This window comes from Cobetia sp. 2AS, assembly GCF_029846355.1.
Lineage (GTDB): Bacteria > Pseudomonadota > Gammaproteobacteria > Pseudomonadales > Halomonadaceae > Cobetia > Cobetia amphilecti.
In genome coordinates this window covers 110,599-137,004 of the sequence record NZ_JARWKQ010000007.1, presented here as the reverse complement: position 1 = coordinate 137,004, position 26,406 = coordinate 110,599, and the positions used below count along the sequence as shown (strand labels likewise).

Below are 26,406 nucleotides of genomic sequence, written 5' to 3'. Positions count from 1 at the left end.
GCGACGAAGCTGCCTTCAACTGCGGCCCGGACACCTGCCTTCACACCCGGGCAACAGGTGACGCTCGCATTCGTGCAAACCACCTAAAACAGAACTCTCTGCAATAGCCTCTGCACTAGCCTCTACACTAGAGGCCATCGACGTCAGAAAACACCAAACTGGCATCATGGACCGCTCCCATGGTCATTCTCTTTACACGCCCAGACAGGAGATGCGCACAGCATGAGGCAACCTCGCCAGGGACATGGCGCGCCGCGACGCGCCGGACAGATATCGGCCGGCCTGACCGCCCTTCGCACCATTGCCACCACCGCCAGCAGATGGCTGGCGACGCTAGCCCTGCTCTCCCTTGCCACCATTCACGCCACTGCGCAGGAGCCCCTGTCCGCCGCTCCCCATGTCGAGCAGGCCTTTGCGCTACCGACGCCACCGGGTGCCACGACCGGGGCCGCCTACCTGACACTCTCGATCGCAAAGGGCGATGCCATACTGACAGGCGCCAGCACGCCGATGGCCGCCACGGTCGAATTGCACAGCATGCAAGTCACGCAAGAGCGCATGCAGATGCACAGAATCGAGCAACTGACGATTTCCTCTGACGCGCCGCTGACGATGGCTCCCGGCGGCGGCCCCCATCTGATGCTGATCGGGCTGACGCAGCCACTCACTGCAGGCGACAAGCTGCCGCTGACGCTGCATTTTCTGGCGAGACCTGACACGAGCCTTGAGGTCTCGATCAAGGACTACGCCAAGATGATGTCGCTCAGTGAGTAACGCCATCGGTGCATACGCCTCTATCGACAAACACCTCTATCGACAAACGCCTCAACCCGCGAAACGCGCATGCAAAACGGCCCTGACACAAGGTGCCAGGGCCGTTTTCGACCAGATATCGAATCACCAGATCCTCACCGGGCTGACAGGCTGTCTCAAAGCCCCCAGACCACCCGCAACGCCAGCCCCAGCAACACCACGCCCGTCAGACGGTTGATCCACATCGCGCGCGCCTGCAACCAGGGCAGCACCCGCGAGTGCGACAGCACCAGTGCCACCAGCACATACCAGAGCCCGTCGATGCCCATGGCCGTCACGACGACCAGCCACTTGCCCATCTCGCTCATCTCCGGCGTGATCAACTGACTGAGCAGCGCCACGAAGAACAGGATCAACTTGGGGTTGGCCAGCGCCACCATGAAGCCATCGCGCATCGCCATGGAGCGAGACGTCGTGACGGCCTGCGCCTCCAGCGCTCCACCGCGGCCTGCCCGCAGCGCCTTGAACCCCAACCAGGCCAGATAGACTGCGCCCAGCAGCATGATCGCCTGGAAGACGCCCGGATAATGAACGATCAAGGCGCCGAGCCCCCAGGCAGTCAGCGCGGCATACAACCCGACTCCCAGCGCATGACTGATACCGGCGGCGACCCCCGCACTCCTGCCGCCGCCCAGGGTATGGCGCAGCACCATCGCCAGACTCGGTCCGGGCGACATCGCCCCCATCGCGCATAGCGCAACCAGTGACAACCACAGATTCAGCGGCATCCAATGCATGAAGGTAATTCCATGTTCCAGTCAATTGGTGAAAGCGACGCTGCGCCGGCCTCGGACATACACCTGGGGGGATCACCTGACAGTAGCTCGGCGCTCGCGGTGGAGCCCGCCCTCCCCATCCTGCGTTGCTCAAGAGATGAGAGCATCGGGCACATACGACTCCCACCAAGTCTTCAGGCAGACGCAGTCGAGTGTATCAAGCGCCATGCTGATGCGGCAGCAGGCCATATGGACGACCTGGATATGCCCCTCAGGATGGGTGTCACACGAACTGGACAGTCCGCCCTCGAAGGCGGCCGTCGTGCATGGATTTATATGAGAACATAATAAAGTACAGAATTTTACACATTTGAAAACTTGTGCAACAAATCAGGCGTTGTACAAGTTTATGATAACCAGTAACGTCTCTACCGCTGCTCAGGAAGAGCGGCAGGTTCAGCGTAGTGACAGGCCAAGTGCACAGGAAGTGCAGCCAGGGACAGGCCCTGTCAAAGGATGACGCGCAGGCTTGGGGACTTCGCTCCTTAGCCAGGAAGATTCGTAAGTCTGAGCGGGTAGGTTTACGAATCTTCATGACTGGCAAGCCTGCGAGCTCAGGGAAAGAGAGCACCACGCTGAATGACACCGAATTCAGTCAGTTTCTGAAAGGTGTACAAGATTCTTGCGGGTCAGTAACGGCCGATCGCTGCTCAGGAAGAGCGGCAGGTTCAGCGTAGTGACGGGCCAAGTGCACAGGAAGTGCAGCCAGGGACAGGCCCTGTCAGAGGATGACGCGCAAGCATGGGAAGCTTCACTCCCCGGCCAGCAAGATCCATGAGTCTGAGCGATTGATTCATGGGCCTTGATAGCTGGCAGGTTTGCGAACTCAAGGAAAGAGACCACTACGCTGCACCTCACCAGATTCAGTCAATTGCTGAGAAGGAGAGGAGACATGGAAGGGAAAGCTCAAGCCGCACTGTGTTGTCCGGCATGCTCCGGCCTGAAGATGGAGTATCAGTACCACACCCCATCGGCCGACCACCTGGTGCACTGCCAGGATTGCCATGAATACGTCGGCATGTGGTTTACCCTGCGCCAGGAACTCGCGATCCAGAACACCCGCATCGCACTCCTCGCCCCCTCCCTCGCCAGCAACAGCCTCTATCGACGCGTAAAGAGCGTTCCACAACAGGCGTGAGCCGCCGTCTGGATGCACGAGACACAGGAAAGCCCCGACATTCGTTCGGGGCTTTCCTGTGTCTGGACCCCTGCCGTCACGTACAGAACACAGACAAGCAGCTGCCATCGCCAGCGCCATGACAGACGAAGCGTGAAGAGATAAGCAAGGACTGGTATTCGGGGCAGGGACTGGGCGCGAGCGAAGGACCACAAGGGAGATGAATCGGCGGGAGCCAGAAACGCAAAAAGCCGCTCGAAAGCGACTTTTTCAATTCTGGTGCCGGTGGTCGGACTCGAACCGACACGCCTATTAAGCGGCGGATTTTGAATCCGCTGCTCTATCTAAGAAATCATTCACTTACCTACATATTTTCACAAAACCCAATACCAGACCCAATACCTAGAATGCGCTTGTACACCACCGGATGCGACGCCTCACGAGGCACTTCAGGCCTTCAGCACCAACCCCAAGTTCTGCCTGACGAAACGATGTTGCGATAATCGTTTCCTGTGTTTCCTATGTACTTCTTGAACCATCGAGCCTCTTGCACCTCAGGCCTAGCCTATGCGTCTTCAATGCGACGCACCTCGCATTTCAACTGACAGCAAATTGGCAGGTAGGCCACCCTCTCATGGCTTTCCCGGCGCAAATTTGGTGAGATAGCCCCAACCGAAAACGGCGGTGCAATACCGCCGTCTCATCAGACAGGGAAGCACGGTAGATGATACTCACCCTAAACCAACTGGAACGGCACCTGTTCAAGGCGGCCGATATCCTGCGTGGCAAAATGGATGCCTCGGAATTCAAGGAATACATCTTCGGGATGCTGTTCTTGAAGCGTTGCTCGGATGTCTTCGAGCAACGCCAAGAGGAAGTCCGTCAGCAGCTCAAGCAAGCCGGCAAGAGCGAGATCGACATCGCTCACCTCATCGATATGGAAAGCTGGTACAAGGCGACCTTCTACGTCCCCGAGCAGGCACGCTGGGCTTACCTGCTCAAGGAAGCCCACCAGGGAGTCGGCAATGCGCTGAACAAGGCGCTAGCCGGTTTGGAAGATAAGAACCCCAGCCTCGCCGGAGTACTCGAGCATATCGACTTCACGCGCAAGGTGGGCTCTACCACCCTGCCAGATAAAAAATTACGTCAGCTGATCACCCACTTCAGCGAATATCGACTGCGTAACGAGGACTTCGAGTTCCCCGACCTGCTCGGTGCCGCCTACGAATACCTGATCCGCGACTTCGCCGATTCCGCCGGCAAGAAAGGTGGCGAATTCTACACCCCGCGAACCGTGGTACGGATGATGGTGCGCCTGATGAATCCTCAGGAAGGTCACAGTGTCTACGACCCCTGTATGGGCTCCGGCGGTATGTTGATCCACTCCAAGGAGTACCTTGAGGAACAAGGCGGTGACCCACGCCGACTCAACCTGTTCGGCCAAGAGGCATCCGGCTCGGTATGGGCCATCGCCAAGATGAATATGCTGCTGCACGGTGTCAGCAGTGCGGACCTGCGCAACGATGACACCCTGACCGATCCACAGCATATCGAAGGCGGCGAGCTGGTGCGCTTCGACCGCATCCTGACCAACCCGCCCTTTTCCATCGGCTTCACTCCGGCTCAGCACTTCCCTGAGCGCTTCCACTACGGCAGCGTGCCGGAAGGTGCCAAGAAGGCTGACCTGATGTTCCTGCAACATATGGTCGCCTGCCTCAAATCCGACGGTATGCTGGCCACCGTCATGCCCCACGGCGTGCTGTTCCGTGGCGGTGACGAAAAGCGCATTCGCGCCGGGATGCTGGAGGATGATCTCGTCGAGGCTGTCATCGGTCTCGCGCCCAACCTGTTCTACGGCACCGGTATTCCCGCCAGCATCCTGATCCTGCGTGCCAAGGGCGCCAAGCCTGAGGAACGCAAGGGCAAGGTGCTGTTCATCAATGCCGACCGTGAACTCCACGAAGGCCGGGCACAGAACCACCTGCTGCCGGAACATATCGAGAAGATCGCCAGTACCTTTGAATCCTTCTCCGAGGTCCCCGGCTTTGCACGTGCAGTGGCCATCGAGGAGCTGCGCGACAACGACTACAACCTCAATATCCGCCGCTACGCTGACAATACCCCGCCGCCGGAACCCCAGGATGTGCGTGCGCATCTCAAGGGTGGCGTGCCGGTCAAGGAGATCGAGGCCAAGCGTACCTTGTGCGATGCCCAGGGCCTGGACCCGATGGCACTCTTCCAGGTCCGCGAAAGCGACACTGATTATGTGGACTTCGCCGAACAGTTGGCCGAGAGACGCGATATCAAGCCTGCCATCGAGCAGGATGAAGGCCTGAATGCCAAGCAAGCTGGCGCCATGGCAGCATTCGAAGACTGGTGGACCGAGCACGGTACAAACATCACCGGGCTATCCGCCAATGGCGGGCGCTTGACGCAGCTGCGTGATGAGCTGCTTAGCAGCTTCTCGGAAGCACTCGAGCCCACAGCTATGCTCGACCGCTTTGCGGTACGCGGCATCATTGCCGGCTTCTGGTTCGACAACAAGAACGAGTTCCGCACCCTGCAAGCTCGTGGCTGTATCGGTGTCGTGGACGCCTGGCGCACCAGCATCGTGAGCTTGCTGGAAGACGACCAAAGCAAGACCAACCCGCTGGATCACCGCCTGGTGCACTTCCTGCTGGCGGACTATGTGAGCGAACTGGAAGTACTCGCCGCCAACGCGGCGGAGCTGGATGCCCGTATCAAAGCCGCTGAGGCCAAGCCGGATGGTGATGATGGCTATGAGGCGGAAGCCGACGATACCCCTACTCCGGCCGAAATCAAGGCCTGGAAGAGCGAACGCACCCAAGTGAAGAGGCAGTACAAGACCAAGTTGAATAGCTTCGATCAGCACCTCAACGCCGCCGTGGATGCTCTGGACGAGGCCCCCGCCACCGAGCTAGTGAATGCCATCCTGCACAGCGACCTCAAGAGCATCCTCGAGCGCTATGTCCGTCAGCAGCGCCAGCAGGTAATCGCTGCCTTCGAGACCTGGTGGGACAAATACCGCGTGCCCCTTGCCGATATCGAGGCCGAGCGCGACGCCGCGGCCAAGGAATTACAGCAGTACCTGGAGGAACTCGGATATGTCTGAGTGGACTCATACACGCATCAGAGATTTATTGGAGACCAGCTATGCCGGTGATTGGGGCGCGCCCCCCTCTCCTGGTAATGCTCGCATACTACGGGCAACAGACATTGACTCAGATGGACGTGTCACTGGCAACGGTGCTCTCAGACAGATTCCATTTGCCACTTTGCAAGAAAAAAGCTTGAAAAAAGGCGATATTTTACTGGAGGCTTCCGGTGGCAGCACTGAAAAGCCGGTAGGGAGAGTCGCGTTCTTTTATGGCGAAGAATACCCTACCCCTTCTCTAACTTCTAACTTTTTCAAAACACTTCGCCCGGCCAAATCGACAAGTGCACGATTTGTACACTGGGCGCTTCTTAGGTTCTATCGCCAACCGGATCTTCTACAATACCAGCAGCAAACGACAGGTATCATCAATCTTAAATTCCAAGATTATCTTGACGCAATCCTCCATATACCTTGCTCCAAAAAAGAGCAAAGCCTCATCGCCCGCATCCTCGATACTCTCGACACCCAGATCGAGAAGACCGAGGCACTGATCGCCAAGCTGGAGAAGGTCAAGGAAGGCCTGCTTCACGACCTGCTGACTCGCGGCATCGACGATAATGGTCAGCTTCGCCCCAGCCCTGAGCAGGCGCCGGAGCTGTACCAGGAGTCGCCTCTAGGGTTGGTTCCGAGGGAGTGGAATGTTGGTGAACTTGGAGAAGAAGCTAAGATCACAGTAGGTTTCGTTGGCACGACTAGTCGCTTCTACACCACAGAAGATAATGGAATTAAATTTTTCCGCACTGGAAATATTACTGAACACGGCCTCGATTCCTCAAATATTAAATGGGTTACCCCAGAATTCCATAAAGCAAATCTCAAATCCTCACTGCATTATGGTGACATTGTAGTCAGCCGGGTTGGTTATACAGGTAATGCAGCCATTGTCTCCGAATTTGAAAAGGCCAACTGTGCAAATATGATTATAATTAGACCTCAAAAAGCTCTACCTGATTTTATCAGGCTGCTTTTTTCATCATCTCTAATAATTAAACAGGTCACTGGCTTTACTGTTGGGAGTGCACAGCCTGTTTTAAACATAGAAATGGTTAATCGTTTAATCTGCATAAACCCTGACATAAAGGAGCAAAAAAGAATTAATTCTAAAATTGACCATATAGCTAAAAAAATCAGCATTAACATTAACTTACTAAGTAAACAAAAGCTTTTCAAAACTAGCTTAATGGACGATCTCCTAACTGGACGCGTACGCGCCACGCCCCTACTCGAACAACAAAAAGAAGCCACCTCGGCATAGGTCGGGTCTCCAAAAACATCACGACAGGGAAAGGTCATGACCACATTTCGCAGCGATAGCACTTCACTAACCGATCTTCTCAAGGACATCACCACCGGCAAGATCCAACTGCCCGACTTCCAGCGCGGCTGGGTGTGGGACGACGATCACGTAAAGAGCCTGCTGGTCAGCATTGCCCGCTCCTTCCCAGTCGGAGCAGTAATGATGATGGAGACGGGGGGCGAGGTGCGCTTCCAGACGCGCCCAGTGGAAGGTATCGATCCGAAAAAGGTCACCAAAGACCCAGATCATCTGATTCTCGACGGCCAGCAGCGTCTTACCAGCCTGACTCAGGCAGTGGGTTTGGATGCTCCAGTCGATACCCGTACCGCCAAGGGCAAGAAGATCCGCCGCCACTATTACTTCGATATCCGTAAGGCACTGGAGGGCGATGAGCGTCTGGATGAGGCCGTATTTGCGGTAGATGAGAAGCGCCGGACTACCAAGAATTTCGGTCGCGACGTGGACCTGGATGTGTCTACTCGTCAGCTGGAATGTGAGCAGCTGTTTTTCCCCTGCGACAAGATCCTCGATCCATCCGATTGGTTGCAAGATCTCTTCCGTTACAACCAACAGGCAATGGGCGAATTCCTGCAATTTCAGAAGAAGATACTTGGCGCTTTCTCCGCTTATCAGCTTCCAGTTATCGAACTGAAGAAAGAGACCTCCAAGGAAGCAGTCTGCCTGGTATTCGAGAAGGTCAACACCGGCGGCGTCCAGCTCTCGGTATTCGAATTGATCACCGCCAGCTATGCCGCCGAGGGCTACAATCTACGCGATGATTGGTATGGCTCCGATATTCGAAGAGTGCCCTCACGCAAGGCTCGCTTCAAGGAGCACGAGTTGCTGGCGGGCGTGGAGAGCACTGACCTCCTGCTGGCCATTACTCTGCTACACACGCTCACTCGCAAGCGGGAGGATATCGCTGCCGGCAAGATGGGCAAGCAGGTGCGCCCGGTCAGCGCCAAACGCACCTCCGTGCTGGACCTGCCCCTTGGGGCCTACCAGCAATGGGCAGATGGCGTAGAGCAAGGGTTTGTCAGAGCAGCCTACTTCCTCAAGGGGGAATGCTTCTATCGCCGCCGAGAACTGCCCTATGCCACCCAACTGGTACCGCTGGCGGCCGTCATGACGCTGCTGGGGGATCGCTGGCACGAGCCTCGGATAAAAAGCAAGCTCTCTCGCTGGTTCTGGAGCGGTGTGCTGGGCGAGCTCTATGGCGGCGCCGTCGAGACCCGTATCGCCCTGGATCTGGAAGAACTGATGGAATGGTTCGACAACGACGACGCCATTCCGCGCACCGTGGTCGATGCCTCCTTTGACCCCTCGCGCCTTGAGACCCTTCGTAGCAGACTCAGTGCTGCCTACAAGGGCATCAATGTGCTGGTGCTGCGTGCCGGCGCCAGGGACTTCTTCTGGAAGAGTGATATCCAACAACTGGATGAACAAGACGTAGCGCTGGATATCCACCACATCTTCCCGCGTGCCTGGTGTGAGACACAGGGCATCCCGGCCAAGATATACGATGCCATCATCAACAAGACGCCTATCTCTGCGCATACCAATCGCATGATCGGTGGCAGAGCCCCGTCGGAGTATCTGGCTCGCCTGCAGGACCACAAGCAGGTCCAGCTCGGTGATGAAGCGATGGACGCCATCCTTGAAGGCCACCGTATCCCGACACAAGCTTTGCGCTCGGATGACTTTGACGCCTTCTACCAAGAGCGCAAGCAGAACCTGCTCGAGATCATCGAGAAGGCAATGGGCAAGAAAGCGCTGGCGGGCAGTGATGAGGGTAGCGACGAGGGAGGTGACGACTGAATCATGGCCATTGACCTCTCGCGTAGCCTGAACCCACAAAAGGGGCTGATCGACAAGCGAACAACACGAGAGGTCTCAGTAGCACCAGTAGGTGTGCTGGCACGTATGCTGGTAGCACTTGATTGGTTGATCACGAAAGAAGCCGTCACACCCAGTGTAGAAGCTATCAAGGAAGGGTACGGGCACTAGCTCCATGATCTGGTCGGACAACGCAAGATGAACCTGTTCTCGGGCCGCCTGATCGCCGTGACGCTGAAAAGGCTGATATCAGGCCCAAGGCACCCCATCGTCTTGGGCGCGGAGTCATGACAGGACACACCTGGAAAGGCTGGAAGGGCCAGGAAGCCTTTCCTGAGCTCTTTCGGCCTCAGGTTGGAGGCAGGCACAAAAGACTGGACCTGGGGGAGGAAATTATATGAGTAGGTATCGTGCTACAGGATCACAAGGCAGTGCCGAGCCCGGTTCAGGTGGCAAGGTCATGAGTAACAAGCTCGACCTTACTGACCAAGAGAGTCTTGATGAAGCCGAGACTGAACAGCTACTGAAACTATACGAAGTCGTGTTTGCGTCTTTGCCAGAGGACCAGCCACTCGACACTACGCTACTAAAACACTGGCATCGTCGCTGGCTTGGGAATATCTATGACTGGGCGGGCGAAGAGCGTCAGGTCAATCTGGAAAAAGACGGCTTTCCCTTCGCCGCAGCGAGACAGTTACCCAAACTACTGAGTGAACTAGATCACAAATGGCTAGGTCAACTGACACCCTGCAACGAAATGAATCGAGAGGAGGCGATACACGCCATCGCTCAAATTCATATCGAGCTGATATTGATACATCCATTCAGAGAGGGGAATGGCCGTATCGCTCGACTATTGTCAGATGCCATGGCCTATCAAGCGGGACTGGGACTGTTGAATTACGATGACTGGAATCAGAACAAGGAGGCCTACATCCAGGCCATCCATGCCGGTGTCGTTTGTGACTATGAACCAATGGTTGAGCGAGTCAGGCAAGCGGTAGAGACTTGAAGCGGGACTTGCCAGAACGCAGCTTCATCTCGATAGCTTGACTAGGTTTGCCTGTTTCCACGGCTGTAGATGTGGAAACGGCCTTCAGCAATGCGCTACTGCTCACTCTACGGCGTTTTTTGAGTACTGTAGAAGTCGTCATGTAAACCCTCCATTGAGTTACGGGTCATTTTACGCTTTCTCGCGATAATCTGCACCCAAGCTGCTCCGCTACGAACATTTTCTCACCATCCACCTGATTCTGGAGCCAAGGAATGGCAGGCCCTGAGTACACAGACGTAGAAAAACCCTTCATTGATCAACTGGTTAGCCAAGGCTGGGAATATCTGGCGGGTTCAGTCAGCGACCCTGCCGTGACGCACCGCGACAGCTTTTCTCAGGTAGTGATGGAGCCGTTGCTGAAGGATCAACTCGGTAAGATCAACTTGCGTGATGGCAAGCGCTGGCTGGATGAGATGCGCCTGAATCAAGCAGTCTCTGCCATCACCCGAATCCCCTCCAGCAAGCTGCTGGAAGCCAACAAACAGGCTACCCAGCTATTGCTCAACGGCCTGACGGTAGAGGGGGTAGAAGGCTGGGATGGCGGTCGGGGCCAGATTATTCGCTTCATCGACTGGGATGAACCTGCCAACAACACCTTCACCGTGGTCAATCAGTTCAAGGTGAAGAGCCCTCCCGGCCATGACTCGGGTAAAGGTCACGTGATCCCGGACCTCGTGCTGTTCGTCAATGGCATCCCGTTGGTGGTGGTGGAGTGCAAGAGTCGCACAGTGCCTGAAGGCATAAGCCACGCTGTGGACCAGCTGCGGCGCTATCATGACCAACGCATTCTGGATAACGACACCGAAGAACACGAAGGTGCCCCTGCCCTGTTTGCGACCAATCAGTTTCTTGTGGCCAGTAACTTCGATGATGCTCGAGTCGGCTCCATCGGAGCTCGCTTCTCTCATTACCTCAACTGGAAGACTGTCGCCCCGCTGCGTGAGGCAGATGTTGCCACCGACCTTGGGGTGAAGCACCTATCGGCTCAGCAGCGCCTGATTACCGGAATGCTCACGCCGGCCAACTTGTTGGATATCGTACGTCACTACACGCTATTCATGAATGCTGGCGGGCAAGAGATAAAGCTGGTGTGCCGTTACCAGCAGTACCGTGGCATGACGCGCGCTTTCGAGCGGCTCAAGCATGGCAAGACACGCCGTGAAGACGGGGAGTCTGACCGCCGTGGTGGTATCGTCTGGCACACCCAAGGCAGTGGTAAAAGCCTTTCGATGGTGTTCTTGATGCGCAAGATTCGCACCGACCCTGCCCTGCGTCGCTTCAAGGTGGTAGTCATTACCGATCGTAAGGACCTGCAAGAGCAGCTGTCGGCAACGGCCGAGCTCACTGGGGAGACGGTCACCAAGGCAGGCAAGACATCACAACTCAAGAAGCTATTGGCACGCGAAGGCCCTGGCCTGGTCTTCGGCACCATACAGAAATACCGGGACCCCGATAGCGATGATGAACCGACGCAAGGCGCCTACGCCCAAGCCGCGCAAGATCAGCCTGATGACCAACGTCTGGTTGCCGAACCAGCAGTTGTCAGCAGTGTCGGTAGTCCGCGCAAGCCAACCCTCAGTGCGCCCTTCGAGGTACTCAATACCAGTGAAGACATCCTGATCATGGTGGATGAAGCCCATCGCACCCAGGCGGGGGATCTTCACGCCAACATGATGCGCGCCCTGCCCAATGCGGCTCGTATCGGCTTCACTGGCACACCGATCATCATGGGTGACAAGAAGCGCACTCACGACATTTTCGGTGAATACATAGACCGCTACACCATCAAGGAAGCCGAAGAGGATGGCGCGACGGTCCCGATACTCTACGAGGGACGCACTGCCAAGGGCGCCATCAAGGAAGGGGCAAGTCTGGACGGTTTGTTCGAAGATCTCTTCCGCGATCACACCAAGGAAGAGCTGGAAGCCATCAAGAAGAAGTACGCCACCAAGGGCCAGATTTTCGAAGCCCCTCAACTGGTGCAGGAAAAGGCACAGGATATCCTCCGCCATTACGTCACCAACATCCTGCCCAATGGGTACAAGGCGCAGCTGGTGTCTTATAGCCGCCGGGCCGCCTTGCGCTACTTCGATGCTCTTGAACAGGCCAAGCAGGACCTCTTGAAAGAGGCTATGGCACTGTCAGCGGAAGACAAGCAGCTCGACGACACCCAGCTTCTCACCAGGCCGCCCAAGGTCAAGGCCGCGATACAGGCGTGGCGCTATCGCAAGGTGCTGGAGGAACTGGAGTTCGCCGTGGTCTTCAGCAGCGGAAACAATGATGACGCTGCTTGGGCGAAGTGGAGTGACCGGGCTGCTGTGGAGAGCCACATCAAACGGTTCAAGAAGCCCCTGCCGCTATATGATGTCACGCCTGCCGACCCTACCAAGCACGATTCACTGGCCTTCCTAATCGTCAAAAGCATGCTGCTGACTGGCTTTGACGCCCCTATCGAAGGGGTGATGTACCTGGATCGCTCTCTACGTGAGGCCGAGCTGTTGCAAGCCATCGCACGCGTCAATCGTACTGGTCATGGCAAGTCACACGGTATCGTGGTGGACTATTTTGGCGTTGCCAACCACCTCAAGGAAGCCTTGGCTGCTTATAGCGAGGAAGATATCGAGGGCGCTTTGCAAAGCCTCAAGGATGAAATCCCGTTGCTGCGTGATCGCCACTTGCGTGTTGTTGACGTGCTGCGTGCACAAGGGGTGGATGACCTGGATGACACCGAGGAAGCCGTACAGGTACTGGGGGATGAGCGCGTTCGCGCCGAGTTCATGGTCAAGCTCAAGGAGTTCAATCGTGGCCTAGATGACGTACTACCCCGCCCTGAAGGCCTGGAATTCGTCAATGATGCCAAGCGTCTCGCCTATATTCATGCCATCGCTCGCAACCGCTACAAGGATACTCCTGAGCTCGGAAAGGATATCGGCAACAAGGTGCGCAAGCTGATCGATGACTATGTGATATCTCTGGGCATCGACCCTCGCATCCCTCCTGTACAGCTGACTGACGCGAGCTTCGATGATCATATCGACCACCAGGCGAGTGACCGAGCCAAGGCGTCAGAAATGGAGCACGCGTTGCGCTCCCACGTCAGCAAACATCTCGAGGAAGATCCTGTAAAATACGGCCGCCTCAGTGAACGCCTTGAAGAGCTGCTCGGCCAGCTTGATGGACAGTGGGCAGAACAGGTAGAAGCCTTCAAGAGTCTGATCCAGCAACTGCGAGGCGGCGCCAGCCTAGATGACGAGGTTATCCCCGATATGCCGGACCACGCCGAGCCCTTCTGGCGAGAACTGGTAGTCACCTGCGACTTGGACCCGACAAGCCTTGATCCCGCAACGACACAGAGTCTGCTCGAGACAACAGAGGAAGTCGTGGCCACTATCCAGCTCGAGATTGCTATTCCTGATTTCTGGAAACCATCGCATATCCCGGACCAGGAACGCCTGAAGCAAGATCTCTTCAGCTTGCTGATAATGGGTAGCTTGGTGCCGACCGATCAAGCAGAGGCTACCGCTGAGCGTCTCTTTGACTTGGCACGCAGTAACCACCATAAGCTGGTAAACGCATGGCACGGTTGACCATTGAAGACCTTTCTTTCGAGGTGCGCGAGAGCTCTCGCCGCAAGACGCTGGCGATCACGGTGGAACGCGATGGCGAGCTAGTCATCGCAGCCCCTACCGGCACTGATAAGGCGTTGGTGCGTGAATTTGTGGAAGAGAAGCGTCTCTGGATCTACCAGAAACTAGCTCAGAAAGCAGAGAAGCGTCGCAGCCTGCCCCAGAAGGAGTACGTCAATGGAGAAGGTTTTCTTTACCTGGGACGTAGCTACCGCCTCCGACGGGTGCCGCCGGCCGCCTCAAGCGCGCCTCTGAAACTGGCCACCGGACGCTTCCTGCTTCGTGAAGACGCACTACCTGATGCACGCGAGCACTTCATCCACTGGTATACCAGCCGAGCACAGGACTGGCTGACCAAGAAGGTAAGAGAACACGCGCAACGAATGGGGGTATCGCCCGCAGGCGTGAAGGTTCAGGACCTCGGTTATCGCTGGGGGTCCTGCGGTAAGGGCAACCGTGTGTACTTCCATTGGAAGACCATACTGCTGCCACGCCATATCGCAGAGTATGTGGTCGTGCACGAGCTAGTTCACCTGTACGAACCACATCACACGCCTGCCTTCTGGCGCCGCCTGGAAAGAGCCATGCCGGACTATGAACAGCGCAAGAGCTGGCTCGCCCGGCATGGCATCGAAGTGGAAGGGATATAGGCCTTACGCCAAGGCGCGGGCCTATCTGTTCGGGTGGCCATCAAGCACTCATCAACCATCTTGAATGGCCACAGAACCTGCTACCGGCTGGTAACTTAGTAAGGTCTCCATTTTTTGAAGTCCAACATCTCTGAAAAATGCCCTGACGACTTCATTTTTTGGAGCCTTCTCCAAGGCGAAACCACACAGTTCCGAACCACCACTTCAATTTTTGACGCTATCTACTCCAAAAACTGAAGGCGGTAATGCTCGAAATCATGCCTTCCACTTCCTCGGCGGTGTGGTGGTATCCGCTACATCAAGCTTGCCATCACAAGGGTCTATCGGCTGCCAAGTGATGGCATACAGGGCACAACGAGATGCTTCACGCCCCTTGAATGCCTCTCGAGACTTCAGCACCAGGTTACGCTCCTGCAGCTCCCGGAGTGCCTTACAAAGTGTCCCGTGAGCCATACCTCCCCACGCCTTCATCGTCGTATGCGTAGCGGAAAGATCGCCATTGTTCCTCCCGTTATACTGAGCCGCCAAAGCGATGAGAACTTTATGCCCGGACGAAGTAAGCAAGCGAAAATCTTCATGCTCCATGACCACTTTGGGCAAAGCCAGGTAACCACCCGGCCAGCTGGAGATGGCCTTGTGCTTCCTCCTGGCCATCGCATTACCGCTCGCTCATCAGGTGATAGCGCTTGATCTTTTCACCTGGTTTGGAAGGATGGGGGTGCTCTCTGGTCTGAATCTCTATCCCAGATAAGCGCAGATCTCTGATTGATGCTGGCGGATGTGCAATGTTCAGCTCCCAAACCAGCTCGATATTGCTCATAGGCCGCAGACGTAGTGACGATAATACTTTGCCAGCCTGGCTGTGCGGAGAGATATCACGAGACGGCCCACTCATTGCACCACCTCCTGCTGAGCTTCCCATTGCTGAATATCGGAAAACTTCCAGCGAGTGCAGCCAAAACCGAACCGCGTAGGCTTCGGAAAGTCTCCAGACTCACGCGCCCATCGCCAGATGGTGGCAGTGTGAACATCGTAGCGGTTAGCAAGCTGCTTGACGGACAACCAGGTGGATACTTGCTGAACACCTACCTGGCTGGCCTGCATAGAGCGATCATGAGAGTAATTCGCCATGTCGTATTGCCTTGCGTTGTGGATTCACAGGCAGCATGACGTAATATTAACTAGTAGAAACTACCAGTTTCAGAACAAGTTATTTGCATGCACTAAAAAAAATAGAGAAATGCATACAATTTAGCTCAAAGAAAAATGCATGTAATTTGGCCCACAGAGAATTGCATGCTCACAGTTCAGCTGCTTTAGCTACCAAGCTGTCTATCTCTCCTTCCTCCATCCTCTTAATAAATTTACCAATGGTTTTCGATGGCATCATATCTACTTCCGCGTAATCTCCGTTAGGAAAAAGAGCTTGAGCCATACATTTCTTAGTAATATTAATACCCATTAAATGACTCCAAGACATGAGATCAAAGTAAGCCGCCACGCGATAATCAAATAACTTCTTCACTTCGGAAGGTCGGGCTGAAAGAGGATTATCTGCCCCCTCTTTTTTAGCAAGTGAAATCATATAATCCTCTATAATCTTCAGCTCAGCAGTAATAGTTGGCGCCCCTGAGACACACAAGAAATCCGCCTCAGTCCATGACTTAATCATGATATTGGATTCTACTTCACGGCGTACTACATCAACATCCCAACCATTATTAGAGGAAATTTTTTGAGAAACATTCTCTACTTTTTCTAGTAAATCTTTATTCTCTTCAAACCAATGCATAATATCTCTTAGCGTAACACGATCGATCTTTTCGTTATGATCAATGAGCGCCGAACGATCTAAACTACTTCTCACCTCTTTTTCTACTGTTTGTTGCAACCGGAGTCTTTCATTGTGCTCGTTCTTCCGTGAATCAGCATACTCTTTGCCATGATTAGCACTATCTCCTGCGTAAAAAACAGCAGTCAATATATCAAAATAAGAATAGTCGTAGGGACAATCAGCAAGACTTTTCATCTTTGCCAATACTGCATTTTTGGTCTCAGCTGGAAGTGGATCTGACGCTAAAACACAGCTTTGATACAAAAACCTCCTGATTAATATCTTTCCCTCTATAGCTCTTACTGCCTTAACAATTTCTTCATAACTCCATTTATCATAGTTACGAATATCAAACCATTCAGGCAGTTCATTAACGGAGCGAATCATCTTTTTCATCAGCGATAATCCTTTCACTGTTTTCAAAATCACCTAACCAGGCTAAGCTACTATTATGTATAGACAGAGTGATATTTTTCTTAAAATACAAAGCCTACAGATATAGCCGAAAAATCAACACGGCACTCATAATTCATTTACGCACCAAGAAATCTGCCCACTGGTTCATGACTCCAGCGCGTTTGGTCAGTAAATCACCGCGCCGGTAAGCCGCTTCTGTCTGATTACCGATAGCGTGGGCTAACACCGACTCGGCAACATCGTGTGCTGTGGCTGTCCTCTCCGACATCCAGTCGCGCAATGTAGATCGGAAGCCGTGCGGTACCACTACCCGCCCGTCAGTGGGGTCCACGAATCCCTGGCCGCCCTCCTTCAGACTTGTTTCGTGCATCCGCTTGATGAGATCGCCCATTGATCTGGCAGCCAACGCCTTGCCATTGCCACGGATAAAGACCAATCCCTCCTTTGCCGGGCTGAGTGTCTTGAGCACTGCCACAGCGGCAGGAGAAAGCGGTATACGATGCTCTCTACGCCGCTTCATTCTGCCCGCCGGTATGACCCAGAGGGCCTCAGTCAGGTCAATCTCTTCCCATCTAGCCCCCAAAACGTCACCTGAACGACTCCCGGTAAGGATCAGCAAGGCCAGCGCCTTGGCAGTTACATCGTCTCGCTGAGTCAGGTTTTGCCAGAATACAGGCGCCGTATCGATCGGCAATGCTGGGAGATGCTCCACCTTCTTTATCTTTGCCGGCGCTGGCAGCACAGCATCGAGATTGCCTTTCCAGGCAGCAGGGTTGGGCCCAGTACGATGACCATGAGCCGTTGCCCAAGACAGTACAGACTCTATGCGCTGACGCACCCTGGCGGCGGTAGTGGGCTTGGCTTGCCATATCGGCTCAAGACATTGGACGACGTGCGCTAGCTCGATATCTGCTACAGACATCGTGCCAAGTGAAGGGATGACATAACTCTCAAGCGAGGATTCCCACTGACGGGCGTGTTTGAGGTTGCTGGCTTCTGCCTGCTTGATCTGAATCACCGCCTTGGCAGCGCGGGCAAAGGTAAGGCGACGCTTCTCTTCTGCCTGACGGGCTTGCTTGGCCGCCTTGCGCTCAGTTATCGGATCTATGCCCTCGGCCAGCTTCTCGCGAATGGATCGAGCTTTCTCACGAGCTACAGCCAGGGTGGTGCTGGGGTAAGAGCCCAAGCCAACATCTCGATAGACCGCGAAGGAATTTCCGGCAGCAGAAACCCGCCTCTCCCCAGTGGGGAAGCGCAATATCCAAGAACGACCGCCAGTACCAGTAACACGCAGAAACAGACCATCGACCCCGCCCACCGCGTGGCGACCAGGAGAAATGAGGCGTCTGACTTGAAGAGCTGAGAGCTCAGGAGCTTTTCTCGGCATGATCTAGTCCCAATACCCGTCCCAATATGGAGGTGTCATTGGATGCTAGTTGATGCAACGAGGTGCTACAAGGAGGGAGAGCTAAGTACTTGATTGGAATGGTGCCGGTGGTCGGACTCGAACCGACACGCCTATTAAGCGGCGGATTTTGAATCCGCTGCGTCTACCAATTCCGCCACACCGGCAACGGAGCGAAATTATACGGGACATTGCGCCAAGGTCAACGAGTTTTGGCGTCAGATCAGACACATGGAGCGCTTCCTCACACCCCACGCCGCAGTGGACTCAGGCGTGTCGCCCGCAAACGGGTCTTCGCGTGGACGATGGCATTGGGTATCATGAGCGACCTTTTTCGTCTGCCCAGACAGCCAAGGCCTCGAGAGTGTCGCACCTGACTGCCCCACCCGCAGAAAGGGAGTCATGCGCTCGCGACGAGAGCGCCAGTGTCTCAGGGCGGCATCTCCCCATTGTGCATGTACGCATGCCACGGAGCGCACCACGCGCCTCGTGCTATCAGAGTGTCAGGTTGGCCATGTCACGTATCGATTCCGGTGATGCCTCGGGCGTTGCCACACCTTCCGACGCGCGCCCGATGCAGCGCAGCGATTACGATTTCAGCCTGCCGGATGAGCTGATTGCCCGCTACCCGTCAGAGCAACGCAGCGATTGCCGGCTGCTGCATCTGGATGGCAAGAGCGGCGAGATCGTGCACCGCCGCTTCCCGGATCTGCTCGAGCAGCTGGAACCCGGCGATGTCGTGGTCTTCAACGACACCCGCGTGATCCCCGCGCGCCTGCATGGTCAGAAAGCCTCCGGCGGCAAGATCGAGATGCTGCTGGAGCGTCCGCTGGACGCCCATCGTGGCCTGGCGCACATCCGCTCCAGCAAGTCGCCCAAGCCGGGTACCGAGCTGATCTTCGAAGGCGGCATCACGGCCGTGGTCGAAGGCCGTCAGGAGGCACTGTTCGAGCTGCGCTTCCACGGCGAGACGCCGATGATCGAGCTGCTCAACCAGCACGGCCACATGCCGCTGCCGCCTTATATCACTCGGGATGACGAGCTGTCGGATCGCGAGCGCTATCAGACGGTCTATGCCAAGCGCGATGGCGCCGTGGCCGCCCCGACGGCGGGCCTGCACTTCGATGAGCCGATCATGGCCGCCATGGCCGAGAAAGGCATCGAGACCGCCTTCGTCACCCTGCATGTGGGCGCCGGCACCTTCCAGCCGGTGCGCGTCGACAGCATTCTCGAGCACCACATGCACAGCGAGTGGATCGAGGTCGGTCAGGAAGCCTGCGACAAGATCGCCCGTGCCCGCGCCGCCGGTCGCCGCGTAGTCGCCGTCGGCACCACCAGCGTGCGCTGTCTCGAGAGCGCCGCCAAGGCCCACGCTGGTGAGCTGGCCCCCTACTCCGGCGATACCGACATCTTCATCTACCCGGGCTACGAATGGCAGGTAGTGGATCTGTTGATCACCAACTTCCATCTGCCGGAATCGACTCTGCTGATGCTGGTCTCGGCCTTCGCCGGCTACGAGCACACCATGGCGGCCTATCAGGCGGCGGTGGAAGAGCGCTACCAGTTCTTCAGCTATGGCGATGCCATGCTGCTGGAACGCGCCTGAATCCCCTCTTCTGACATGGCCCCGGCATTCGCCGAGGGCCATGTCATGCGCAGTTAACGCGCCCCGCGCTATGCTGCGGCATAGTGGCATCGACACACCAGCTGCGGCCTGTTTCGCCGCCAAGCAAAGAGAGCACCATGCGTAAAGAATGCTTCATGAGCTTTGAAAAGCTCGCGACCGATGGCCGTGCACGTCGTGGCCGCATGACCTTCCCGCGCGGCACCGTGGAAACTCCGGCCTTCATGCCGGTAGGCACCTACGGCACCGTCAAGGGCATGACGCCGGAGTCCATCAAGGACATCGGCGCCGAGATCATCCTCGGCAACACCTTCCACCTGTGGCTGCGCCCGGGCACGGAAGTCATCGAAGCGCATGGCGATCTGCATGACTTCGCGCAGTGGGACAAGCCGATCCTGACCGATTCCGGCGGCTTCCAGGTCTTCTCGCTGGGCAAGACGCGCAAGATCACCGAACAGGGCGTTCACTTCCGCTCACCGGTCGATGGCTCCAAGGTCTTCATGGGCCCGGAAGAATCGATGGCGGTGCAGCGCTCGCTGGGCTCCGACATCGTGATGATCTTCGATGAGTGCACGCCGTACCCGGCCACCCATGATGAAGCGCGCAAGTCGATGGAGATGTCCCTGCGCTGGGCGCAGCGCTCCTACGACGCGCATGGCGACTCGCCGTCGGCGCTGTTCGGCATCATCCAGGGCGGCATGTATCCGGACCTGCGCGAGAAGTCCCTCGAGGGCCTCAAGAAGATCGATTTCGACGGCTACGCCATCGGCGGCCTGTCCGTGGGCGAGCCCAAGGACGAGATGATCAAGGTTCTCGACTACCTCCCCGAATGGATGCCGGAAGACAAGCCGCGCTATCTGATGGGCGTCGGCAAGCCGGAAGACCTGGTCGAGGGCGTGCGGCGCGGCGTCGACATGTTCGATTGCGTGATGCCGACCCGCAACGCGCGCAACGGCCACCTTTTCACGCCGACGGGCACCGTCAAGATCCGCAACGCCGTCCACAAGCGTGACACCTCACCGCTGGACCCGGACTGCGATTGCTACACCTGCACCAATTTCTCGCGCGGCTACCTGCATCACCTTGATCGCTGTGGAGAAATGCTCGGCTCGATGCTCAACACCATCCACAATCTGCGCTACTACCAGACCGTGATGGCTGGTTTGCGCGGTGCAATTGAAGCGGGTACATTGCAGGACTTCGTGGAACAGTTCTATGCCGCGCGCGGCCTGCCGGTGCCGCCGCTGGCCGACTGATCGAGGCGAATGACGACCGGGGGCCAAATCCTCCGGTCGTCTTGATATTCGACTCGAGCCAGACGTGAAGAAGAGCCTGAATCACGCTCATTGCATAACAACAGTTCACTCGTAACCTCTGGAGATACACATGCTGGAATTCCTGATTCCTGCCGCACACGCGGAAGCCGAAGCGGCTGTCGCCGGCGGCGGCGCCATCGGCCAGATCGTCATGCTGGTCGGCTTCGTGGTCATTTTCTATTTCCTGCTCTGGCGTCCGCAGTCCAAGCGCGCCAAGGAACACAAGAACCTGATCGGCAATCTGGCCAAGGGTGACGAAGTCGTCATCGGTGGTGGCCTGGTTGGCCGCATCACCAAGGTCAGCGAGCAGTTCATCACCATGGAGCTGAACGAAGGCAACGAAGTCAACGTGCAGAAGTCTGCCGTGGCTGCAGTCCTGCCGAAGGGCACCATCAAGTCCATCTGATCCCTCCTGCTGCCGGCCCCTGTGCCGGCAGCATGCTTTTCTCTCCCGCTCCACCAAGGACAGGGCTGCCATGCTCAACCGCTATCCGCTTTGGAAGTACCTGGTGATCTGCCTGGTACTTGCCGTCGGCGTGATCTACGCATTGCCGAATCTCTACCCCGAAGACCCGGCTGTGCAGATCAGTGCCGCCAGCGGCGCCGAGGCCATCGACCAGCAAGACCTCGATCGCGCCACCAGTGCCCTCGAAAACGCCGGCATCACGCCCAAATCCGGGGAACTCAACGGTTCCACCGGCCTGATTCGCCTTACCAGCAACGACCAGCAGCTGCGCGCCAAGGAACTGATCAGCGAGACGCTCGGCGATGACGCCATCGTCGCGCTGAACCTGGCCGACGCCACGCCGTCGTGGCTGGCCAGCCTCGGTGCCTCACCGATGAAGCTGGGCCTTGACCTGCGCGGTGGTGTCCACTTCCAGCTGGAAGTCGACATGGACGCCGCGGTCAAGCAGCGCCTGGAAGTCAACGCCAGCGCCATCAAGGAAACCCTGCGCGAGGAGCGTATCCGCTACCGCGGCAGCGAAGTCGACGACGGTACCCTGAGCCTGACGTTCTCCGATGAGGAAGACCGTTCGAAGGCGCGCTCACTGATCTCGCGCGACTTCCAGAACTTCGAATACGACGAGCGCGATGTCGAGCGTGGGGCCGTACTGGACCTCACCCTGACCGCCGCCGCCGTCAAGGAGATTCAGGATTACGCGGTCAACCAGAACCTGACCACGATCCGCAATCGCGTCAACGAGCTGGGCGTGTCCGAGCCGCTGGTTCAGCGCCAGGGCCCGAACCGCATCGTGGTCGAGCTGCCGGGCGTGCAGGACACGGCCGCCGCCAAGCGCGTACTGGGTGCCACCGCCAACCTCGAATTCCGTCTGGAAGCGGCCAGCGACACGCCGGCCAGCGAGATGGAGAGCTTCGCGTTCCGCAACCAGCCGAGCCGCACCGCCAACATCATGAAGGACGTGATCATCAGCGGTGACAGCGTCTCCAGCGCCAGCACCAGCTTCGATGAAAGCGGCCGTCCGCAGGTCAACATCAACCTGGACGGTACCGGTGGCTCGATCATGAACCGCGTCACGCGTGCCGCGATCGGCCGCAACATGGCGGTGCTGTTCATCGAGCACAAGACCCGCACGCGCACCGTGATGGAAGACGGCGAGAAGGTCGAGAAGCGCATCCCGTACACCGAGAAGGGGCTGATCAGCCTGGCGACGATCCAGAGTGCACTGGGCAACAGCTTCCGCATCACCGGCCTCGACTCGCCGACGGAAGCCAAGGAGCTGTCGCTGCTGCTGCGTTCCGGCTCACTGGCCGCGCCGATCTACTTCGTGCAGGAACGCACCATCGGCCCGAGCCTCGGTGCCGAGAACATCTCGCGCGGTATCCTGTCCGTCGAGCTGGGCCTGTTGCTGGTCGTGCTGTTCATGCTGGCGCGCTACAAGGCCTTCGGTGTCGTCGCCAACGTGGCCCTGACCGCCAACCTGGCGATCCTGATTGCCGCGATGTCGATGCTGGGTGCCACCCTGACCCTGCCGGGTATCGCCGGTATCGTGCTGACGCTGGGCATGGCGGTGGATGCCAACGTGCTGATCTTCGAGCGTATCCGCGAGGAAATGCGCTCCAAGATGCCGCTGCATCAAGCCGTGCATACCGGCTTCGAGCGCGCCTTCACCTCCATCGTCGATGCCAACATCACCACCCTGCTGGTCGCGGTGATCCTGTTCTCCATCGGCAGTGGCCCGGTCAAGGGCTTCGCGGTAACGCTGTCCATCGGCATCCTGACGTCGATGTTCACGGCGATCATGGTCTCGCGCGGCATCATCAATCTTGCCATTGGCGGCAAGACACTCAAGAAACTCTGGATCTGAGGGGCCATCGTGATGCGACAGTTTGACTTCATGAGCAAGCGGCGCGCGGCCTTCATCGTCTCCATCGTGCTGACGATCGTGGCCATTGGCGCCCTTGTGATTCATGGCCTGAACCTGGGCCTCGACTTTACCGGCGGCACCCTGGTGGAAGTGAAATACCAGGCAGCACCGGCGCTGGATAGCGTGCGCCAGACACTGGAAGCCGCCGGCTACAAGGATGTCTCGGTCCAGACCTTCGGTGCCAGCAACGAGATTCTGGTGCGTCTGCAGCAGAGCTTCGAAGCCGGCATCGGCAATGACATCGTGGCGCATCTGCAGGCCACCGGTGACAGCGTCAACCTGATCCGCGCCGAGTTCGTCGGCGCCCAGGTCGGTGATCAGCTGCGTGACCAGTCCGGTCTCGGCATGCTGCTCGCCCTGGCCGTGGTGATGGTCTACGTGGCCTTCCGCTTCCAGTACAAGTTCGCCCTCGGCGCACTCATCTCGCTGGGTCATGACGTCATCATCCTGCTGGGCATCTTTGCCTTGTTCGGACTCGACTTCGACCTGACGGTACTGGCCGCGGTGCTGGCCGTGATCGGCTACTCATTGAACGACACCATCATCGTCTACGACCGCATTCGCGAGAACATCCGCAAATCGCGAACCGATCACATGCCGTCGATCTTCAATGACGCCATCAACGCGACGCTGTCACGCACGCTGTCCACCTCCGGCACCACCTTGCTGGTGTTGCTGGCGCTGTACTTCCTCGGCGGTGACATGATCCACAACTTCGCCATCGCACTGATCATCGGTGTGGTCGCGGGGACCTTCTCGTCCATCTACGTGGCAGCGGCGCTGTTGCTGGTGGTCGGCCTGAAGCGTGTGGATCTGATCCCCCCGCCCAAGGAGCAGTTCGAGGACGGCGCGCCGTAAGCGCCTCCACTCGTTAAGCCCGGCACGGATCGCCAGGCATAAAAAAACCCCACCTCATGCGAGGTGGGGTTTTTTTCGTTCTCCAGACGGCCCCGAGGGCTGTCAGGTCACGTCGTCTTGCAGGGTCTTACAGGTGCGGCTGCATGGTCTGCGCCAGCGCCTTGTACAGACGTGCGCCAGCGGCCATCAGAGTGCCTTCGGCAACCACGACCGGCGTGCCGTCGGCACTGCCTGCCAGAGCGCCACATTCCTTCAGGAACAGGCTGACGATCTCGCTGTCACCGGCATCCAGACCCAGCACATAGACGGCATCGACGCGGCCGGAGGCCAGCTCGAGCACGTCCAGCAGCGCACAGCCGCTGGTGCGCAGCATCTCGACCTGCGGGCCGACCTGCTGAACGATGGAGAGGTAGGTCGGCAGGTGACGCGGACGCTGCCAGCTTTCCGGCAGGCCCATCGCCAGACGCGCACCTTCGATGGAGGTGGCGTTGGTCACGCGGATACGGTGACCGGAGTGCTGGGCGCCACGACCGCGGCTGACGATGTACTCTTCGTCAGTGAACGGTGCGATGACCACGGCGTGCTCGGCACGGCCCTTGAACAGGCAGACCACGGACAGCGCGAAGCCGGAGGCCGCGGATGCCAGGTTGGAGTAACCGTGCACCGGCTCGATACGCCAGTGATAGTCAGAGCCCTGACCTTCACCATCGCGATGGTCGGTATAACGGCCGGAGAGGCCGTGTTGCGGATAACCGCGCTCCAGCTGACGCACGATGTGCGCTTCGGCGCGACGTGCAGTGTCTGCAATGAAGGTGTCGAGATCGTTGTCGCCACGGGCGACTTCGATACGTTCACGAGCACGGACGAACTGCTCTGCGGCACCGCGTGCAGCACGCAGCGCAAATTGGACCATCGGATGCATGATCAAGGCCTTGACGAGTCGGGAGCTGTTAAAGAACGGGTGCCACGGCGCGTGAGACTTCAACGCGGCGCAACACGGATCGAGCGAAACTGGGTGCAATCAGATCAGGCGGTCATGTAGCCGTACAGGAATCCTGATACGGCGCGGGGCGCGCTGCATAGTGCAATGTATGCAGGCTGCCAGCCGCCACAGCACGCGGCGCCAGCGAGGGCGAACACATGTTGCGACATGACGGGACGGCGTAGTCTATCAGAGCTCGGCTCGAGCTGCCATTGCCTGCGGCCACCCTCTGCCTGCGCGTCGCGTCCCTGCGCCCTGCCCGCTCGCGCCGCTCTTGCCCTCAACACCGGCGGGAAACTGCTCCCTGACGCGGCTTCATGCTAGGATATCGGGTCCTGACGCGCGATTTATCGCTAAGTCTGCGTATGCGGACCACGCACTGCGCCAGCCGCGTCGGCCGACCCGCCCTTCAATTGCTATCCTGGAAGTCCTCATGCTTGAACGTCTGCGCATTGTCCTGATTGGCACCAGCCATCCCGGCAACATTGGTGGTGCAGCCCGCGCCATGCTCAATATGGGCCTGGCCGATCTCGCACTGGTCGCGCCGCGATGTCAGGTGCAATGCCAGGAATCCGCCTCACGCGCCTCGGGTGCCGATGCACTCGTCGCCAGCGCCTCGGTGCACGAGACGCTGGAAGAGGCCGTGGCGGATTGCAGTCTGGTGGTCGGCTGCAGCGCACGCTCCCGCAACCTGCCGTGGCCGATGATCACGCCGCGCGCCTTCGGTGCCACCCTGGCCGATGAAGCCCGCCTGCCGGATGCCCGTGTGGCCATCGTCTTCGGCCGCGAGGATTCCGGCCTCTCCAATGAAGAGCTGCAGCGCTGTCACCGCCACGTGCATATCCCGACCAACCCGGATTTCAGCTCGCTGAATCTGGCCGCGGCGGTGCAGGTGCTGGCCTATGAGTGCCGCCAGGCATGGCTGGCCGACCAGGAAGCCGCCGGCGAGACGCCGCGGGCCGAGGATGACCAGCCGTTCGGTATCGACTGGGACAGCCCGCTGGCCAGCCATGCCGACCTCGAGCGCCTGTTCGAGCATCTCGAGAAGACACTGATCAGCGTCGACTTCCTCGATCCGGAACAGCCGCGCCAGCTGATGGCACGCCTGCGTCGCCTCTATCTGCGCGCGCGTCCGGACAGCATGGAAATCAACATTCTGCGCGGCATTCTTTCCGCGGTGGACAAGCAGGTTCGCCTGGCACAAGCCGACACGGCCAACCGCACTTCCTGAGGACA

19 protein-coding genes and 1 tRNA gene are annotated in these 26,406 nt (G+C 57.6%); 14 read left to right on the top strand and 6 right to left on the bottom strand.

What is annotated here, in order from left to right:
* Window positions 1–222: 222 nt before the first annotated feature.
* On the top strand, window positions 223–774 hold the full coding sequence (locus QD356_RS16345) for a copper chaperone PCu(A)C (protein ID WP_192839417.1): 552 nt from the start codon (window positions 223–225) through the stop codon (window positions 772–774).
* A gap of 155 nt (window positions 775–929) precedes the next feature.
* Here the strand turns inward: QD356_RS16345 and QD356_RS16340 are convergent, their stop codons facing one another.
* Complete coding sequence (locus QD356_RS16340; RefSeq protein WP_192839430.1) at window positions 930–1,541, bottom strand: LysE family translocator; 612 nt, start codon at window positions 1,539–1,541, stop codon at window positions 930–932.
* Window positions 1,542–2,481: 940 nt separating this feature from the next.
* Between QD356_RS16340 and QD356_RS16335 the strand changes: the two genes are divergently transcribed.
* From QD356_RS16335 to QD356_RS16305, 7 genes are all read left to right on the top strand, one after another.
* Complete coding sequence (locus tag QD356_RS16335; RefSeq protein ID WP_192839416.1) at window positions 2,482–2,727, top strand: hypothetical protein; 246 nt, start codon at window positions 2,482–2,484, stop codon at window positions 2,725–2,727.
* A gap of 703 nt (window positions 2,728–3,430) precedes the next feature.
* Entirely contained in the window at window positions 3,431–5,839 is a 2,409-nt protein-coding gene (locus tag QD356_RS16330) for an N-6 DNA methylase (RefSeq protein WP_192839415.1), read from the top strand.
* Window positions 5,832–7,139 (top strand): restriction endonuclease subunit S, encoded by a 1,308-nt coding sequence (locus QD356_RS16325; RefSeq protein ID WP_192839414.1) that lies wholly within the window; start codon window positions 5,832–5,834, stop codon window positions 7,137–7,139. Before QD356_RS16330 ends, QD356_RS16325 begins: the two co-directional genes overlap by 8 nt.
* A 36-nt stretch (window positions 7,140–7,175) precedes the next feature.
* Entirely contained in the window at window positions 7,176–8,999 is a 1,824-nt protein-coding gene (locus tag QD356_RS16320; RefSeq protein WP_192839413.1) for a DUF262 domain-containing protein, read from the top strand.
* A 478-nt stretch (window positions 9,000–9,477) separates the two neighbouring features.
* Window positions 9,478–10,029: a Fic family protein gene (locus QD356_RS16315; protein WP_225996671.1), complete on the top strand. Its 552-nt coding sequence runs from the start codon at window positions 9,478–9,480 to the stop codon at window positions 10,027–10,029.
* Window positions 10,030–10,283: 254 nt separating this feature from the next.
* Entirely contained in the window at window positions 10,284–13,658 is a 3,375-nt protein-coding gene (locus QD356_RS16310) for a type I restriction endonuclease subunit R (protein WP_192839411.1), read from the top strand.
* A complete protein-coding gene (locus tag QD356_RS16305; protein WP_192839410.1) occupies window positions 13,646–14,347 on the top strand; it encodes a SprT family zinc-dependent metalloprotease in 702 nt (233 codons plus the stop codon). The genes QD356_RS16310 and QD356_RS16305 overlap by 13 nt, the downstream gene beginning before the upstream one ends.
* Before the next feature lie 891 nt (window positions 14,348–15,238).
* Here the strand turns inward: QD356_RS16305 and QD356_RS16300 are convergent.
* The 4 genes from QD356_RS16300 to QD356_RS16285 all read right to left on the bottom strand — a co-directional run bounded on the left by QD356_RS16300 (window position 15,239) and on the right by QD356_RS16285 (window position 18,170).
* A complete protein-coding gene (locus QD356_RS16300; RefSeq protein WP_225996670.1) occupies window positions 15,239–15,478 on the bottom strand; it encodes a helix-turn-helix domain-containing protein in 240 nt (79 codons plus the stop codon).
* A gap of 169 nt (window positions 15,479–15,647) precedes the next feature.
* Window positions 15,648–16,577, bottom strand: a complete 930-nt coding sequence (locus QD356_RS16295; RefSeq protein WP_192839408.1) for a DUF6387 family protein — start codon at window positions 16,575–16,577, stop codon at window positions 15,648–15,650.
* Window positions 16,578–16,710: 133 nt separating this feature from the next.
* Window positions 16,711–17,985: an integrase arm-type DNA-binding domain-containing protein gene (locus QD356_RS16290; protein ID WP_192839407.1), complete on the bottom strand. Its 1,275-nt coding sequence runs from the start codon at window positions 17,983–17,985 to the stop codon at window positions 16,711–16,713.
* 99 nt (window positions 17,986–18,084) lie between these two features.
* Window positions 18,085–18,170: transfer RNA gene (locus QD356_RS16285), tRNA-Leu, on the bottom strand.
* 407 nt (window positions 18,171–18,577) lie between these two features.
* Between QD356_RS16285 and queA the strand changes: the two genes are divergently transcribed.
* The 5 genes from queA (at window position 18,578) to secF (ending at window position 24,188) form a co-directional block, all read left to right on the top strand.
* Window positions 18,578–19,609, top strand: a complete 1,032-nt coding sequence (gene queA, locus QD356_RS16280; RefSeq protein WP_107336757.1) for a tRNA preQ1(34) S-adenosylmethionine ribosyltransferase-isomerase QueA — start codon at window positions 18,578–18,580, stop codon at window positions 19,607–19,609.
* A gap of 137 nt (window positions 19,610–19,746) precedes the next feature.
* Window positions 19,747–20,883, top strand: a complete 1,137-nt coding sequence (gene tgt / locus QD356_RS16275) for a tRNA guanosine(34) transglycosylase Tgt (protein ID WP_082388822.1) — start codon at window positions 19,747–19,749, stop codon at window positions 20,881–20,883.
* A 130-nt stretch (window positions 20,884–21,013) separates the two neighbouring features.
* Complete coding sequence (gene yajC, locus QD356_RS16270) at window positions 21,014–21,349, top strand: preprotein translocase subunit YajC (RefSeq protein ID WP_043333819.1); 336 nt, start codon at window positions 21,014–21,016, stop codon at window positions 21,347–21,349.
* 70 nt (window positions 21,350–21,419) lie between these two features.
* The gene (secD, locus tag QD356_RS16265; RefSeq protein ID WP_054556870.1) at window positions 21,420–23,270 is read left to right on the top strand and encodes a protein translocase subunit SecD; all 1,851 of its coding nucleotides are present in this window, start codon (window positions 21,420–21,422) and stop codon (window positions 23,268–23,270) included.
* Window positions 23,271–23,282: 12 nt separating this feature from the next.
* Window positions 23,283–24,188, top strand: coding sequence for a protein translocase subunit SecF (gene secF, locus QD356_RS16260; protein WP_054556869.1), 906 nt, complete (start codon window positions 23,283–23,285; stop codon window positions 24,186–24,188).
* Between the two features lie 127 nt (window positions 24,189–24,315).
* Here the strand turns inward: secF and QD356_RS16255 are convergent, their stop codons facing one another.
* Window positions 24,316–25,110, bottom strand: a complete 795-nt coding sequence (locus tag QD356_RS16255) for an inositol monophosphatase family protein (RefSeq protein ID WP_043333816.1) — start codon at window positions 25,108–25,110, stop codon at window positions 24,316–24,318.
* 493 nt (window positions 25,111–25,603) lie between these two features.
* Here QD356_RS16255 and QD356_RS16250 point away from each other — a divergent pair, with 493 nt between their 5' ends.
* A complete protein-coding gene (locus QD356_RS16250; protein ID WP_054556868.1) occupies window positions 25,604–26,401 on the top strand; it encodes an RNA methyltransferase in 798 nt (265 codons plus the stop codon).
* The last annotated feature ends 5 nt before the right edge of the window (window positions 26,402–26,406 follow it).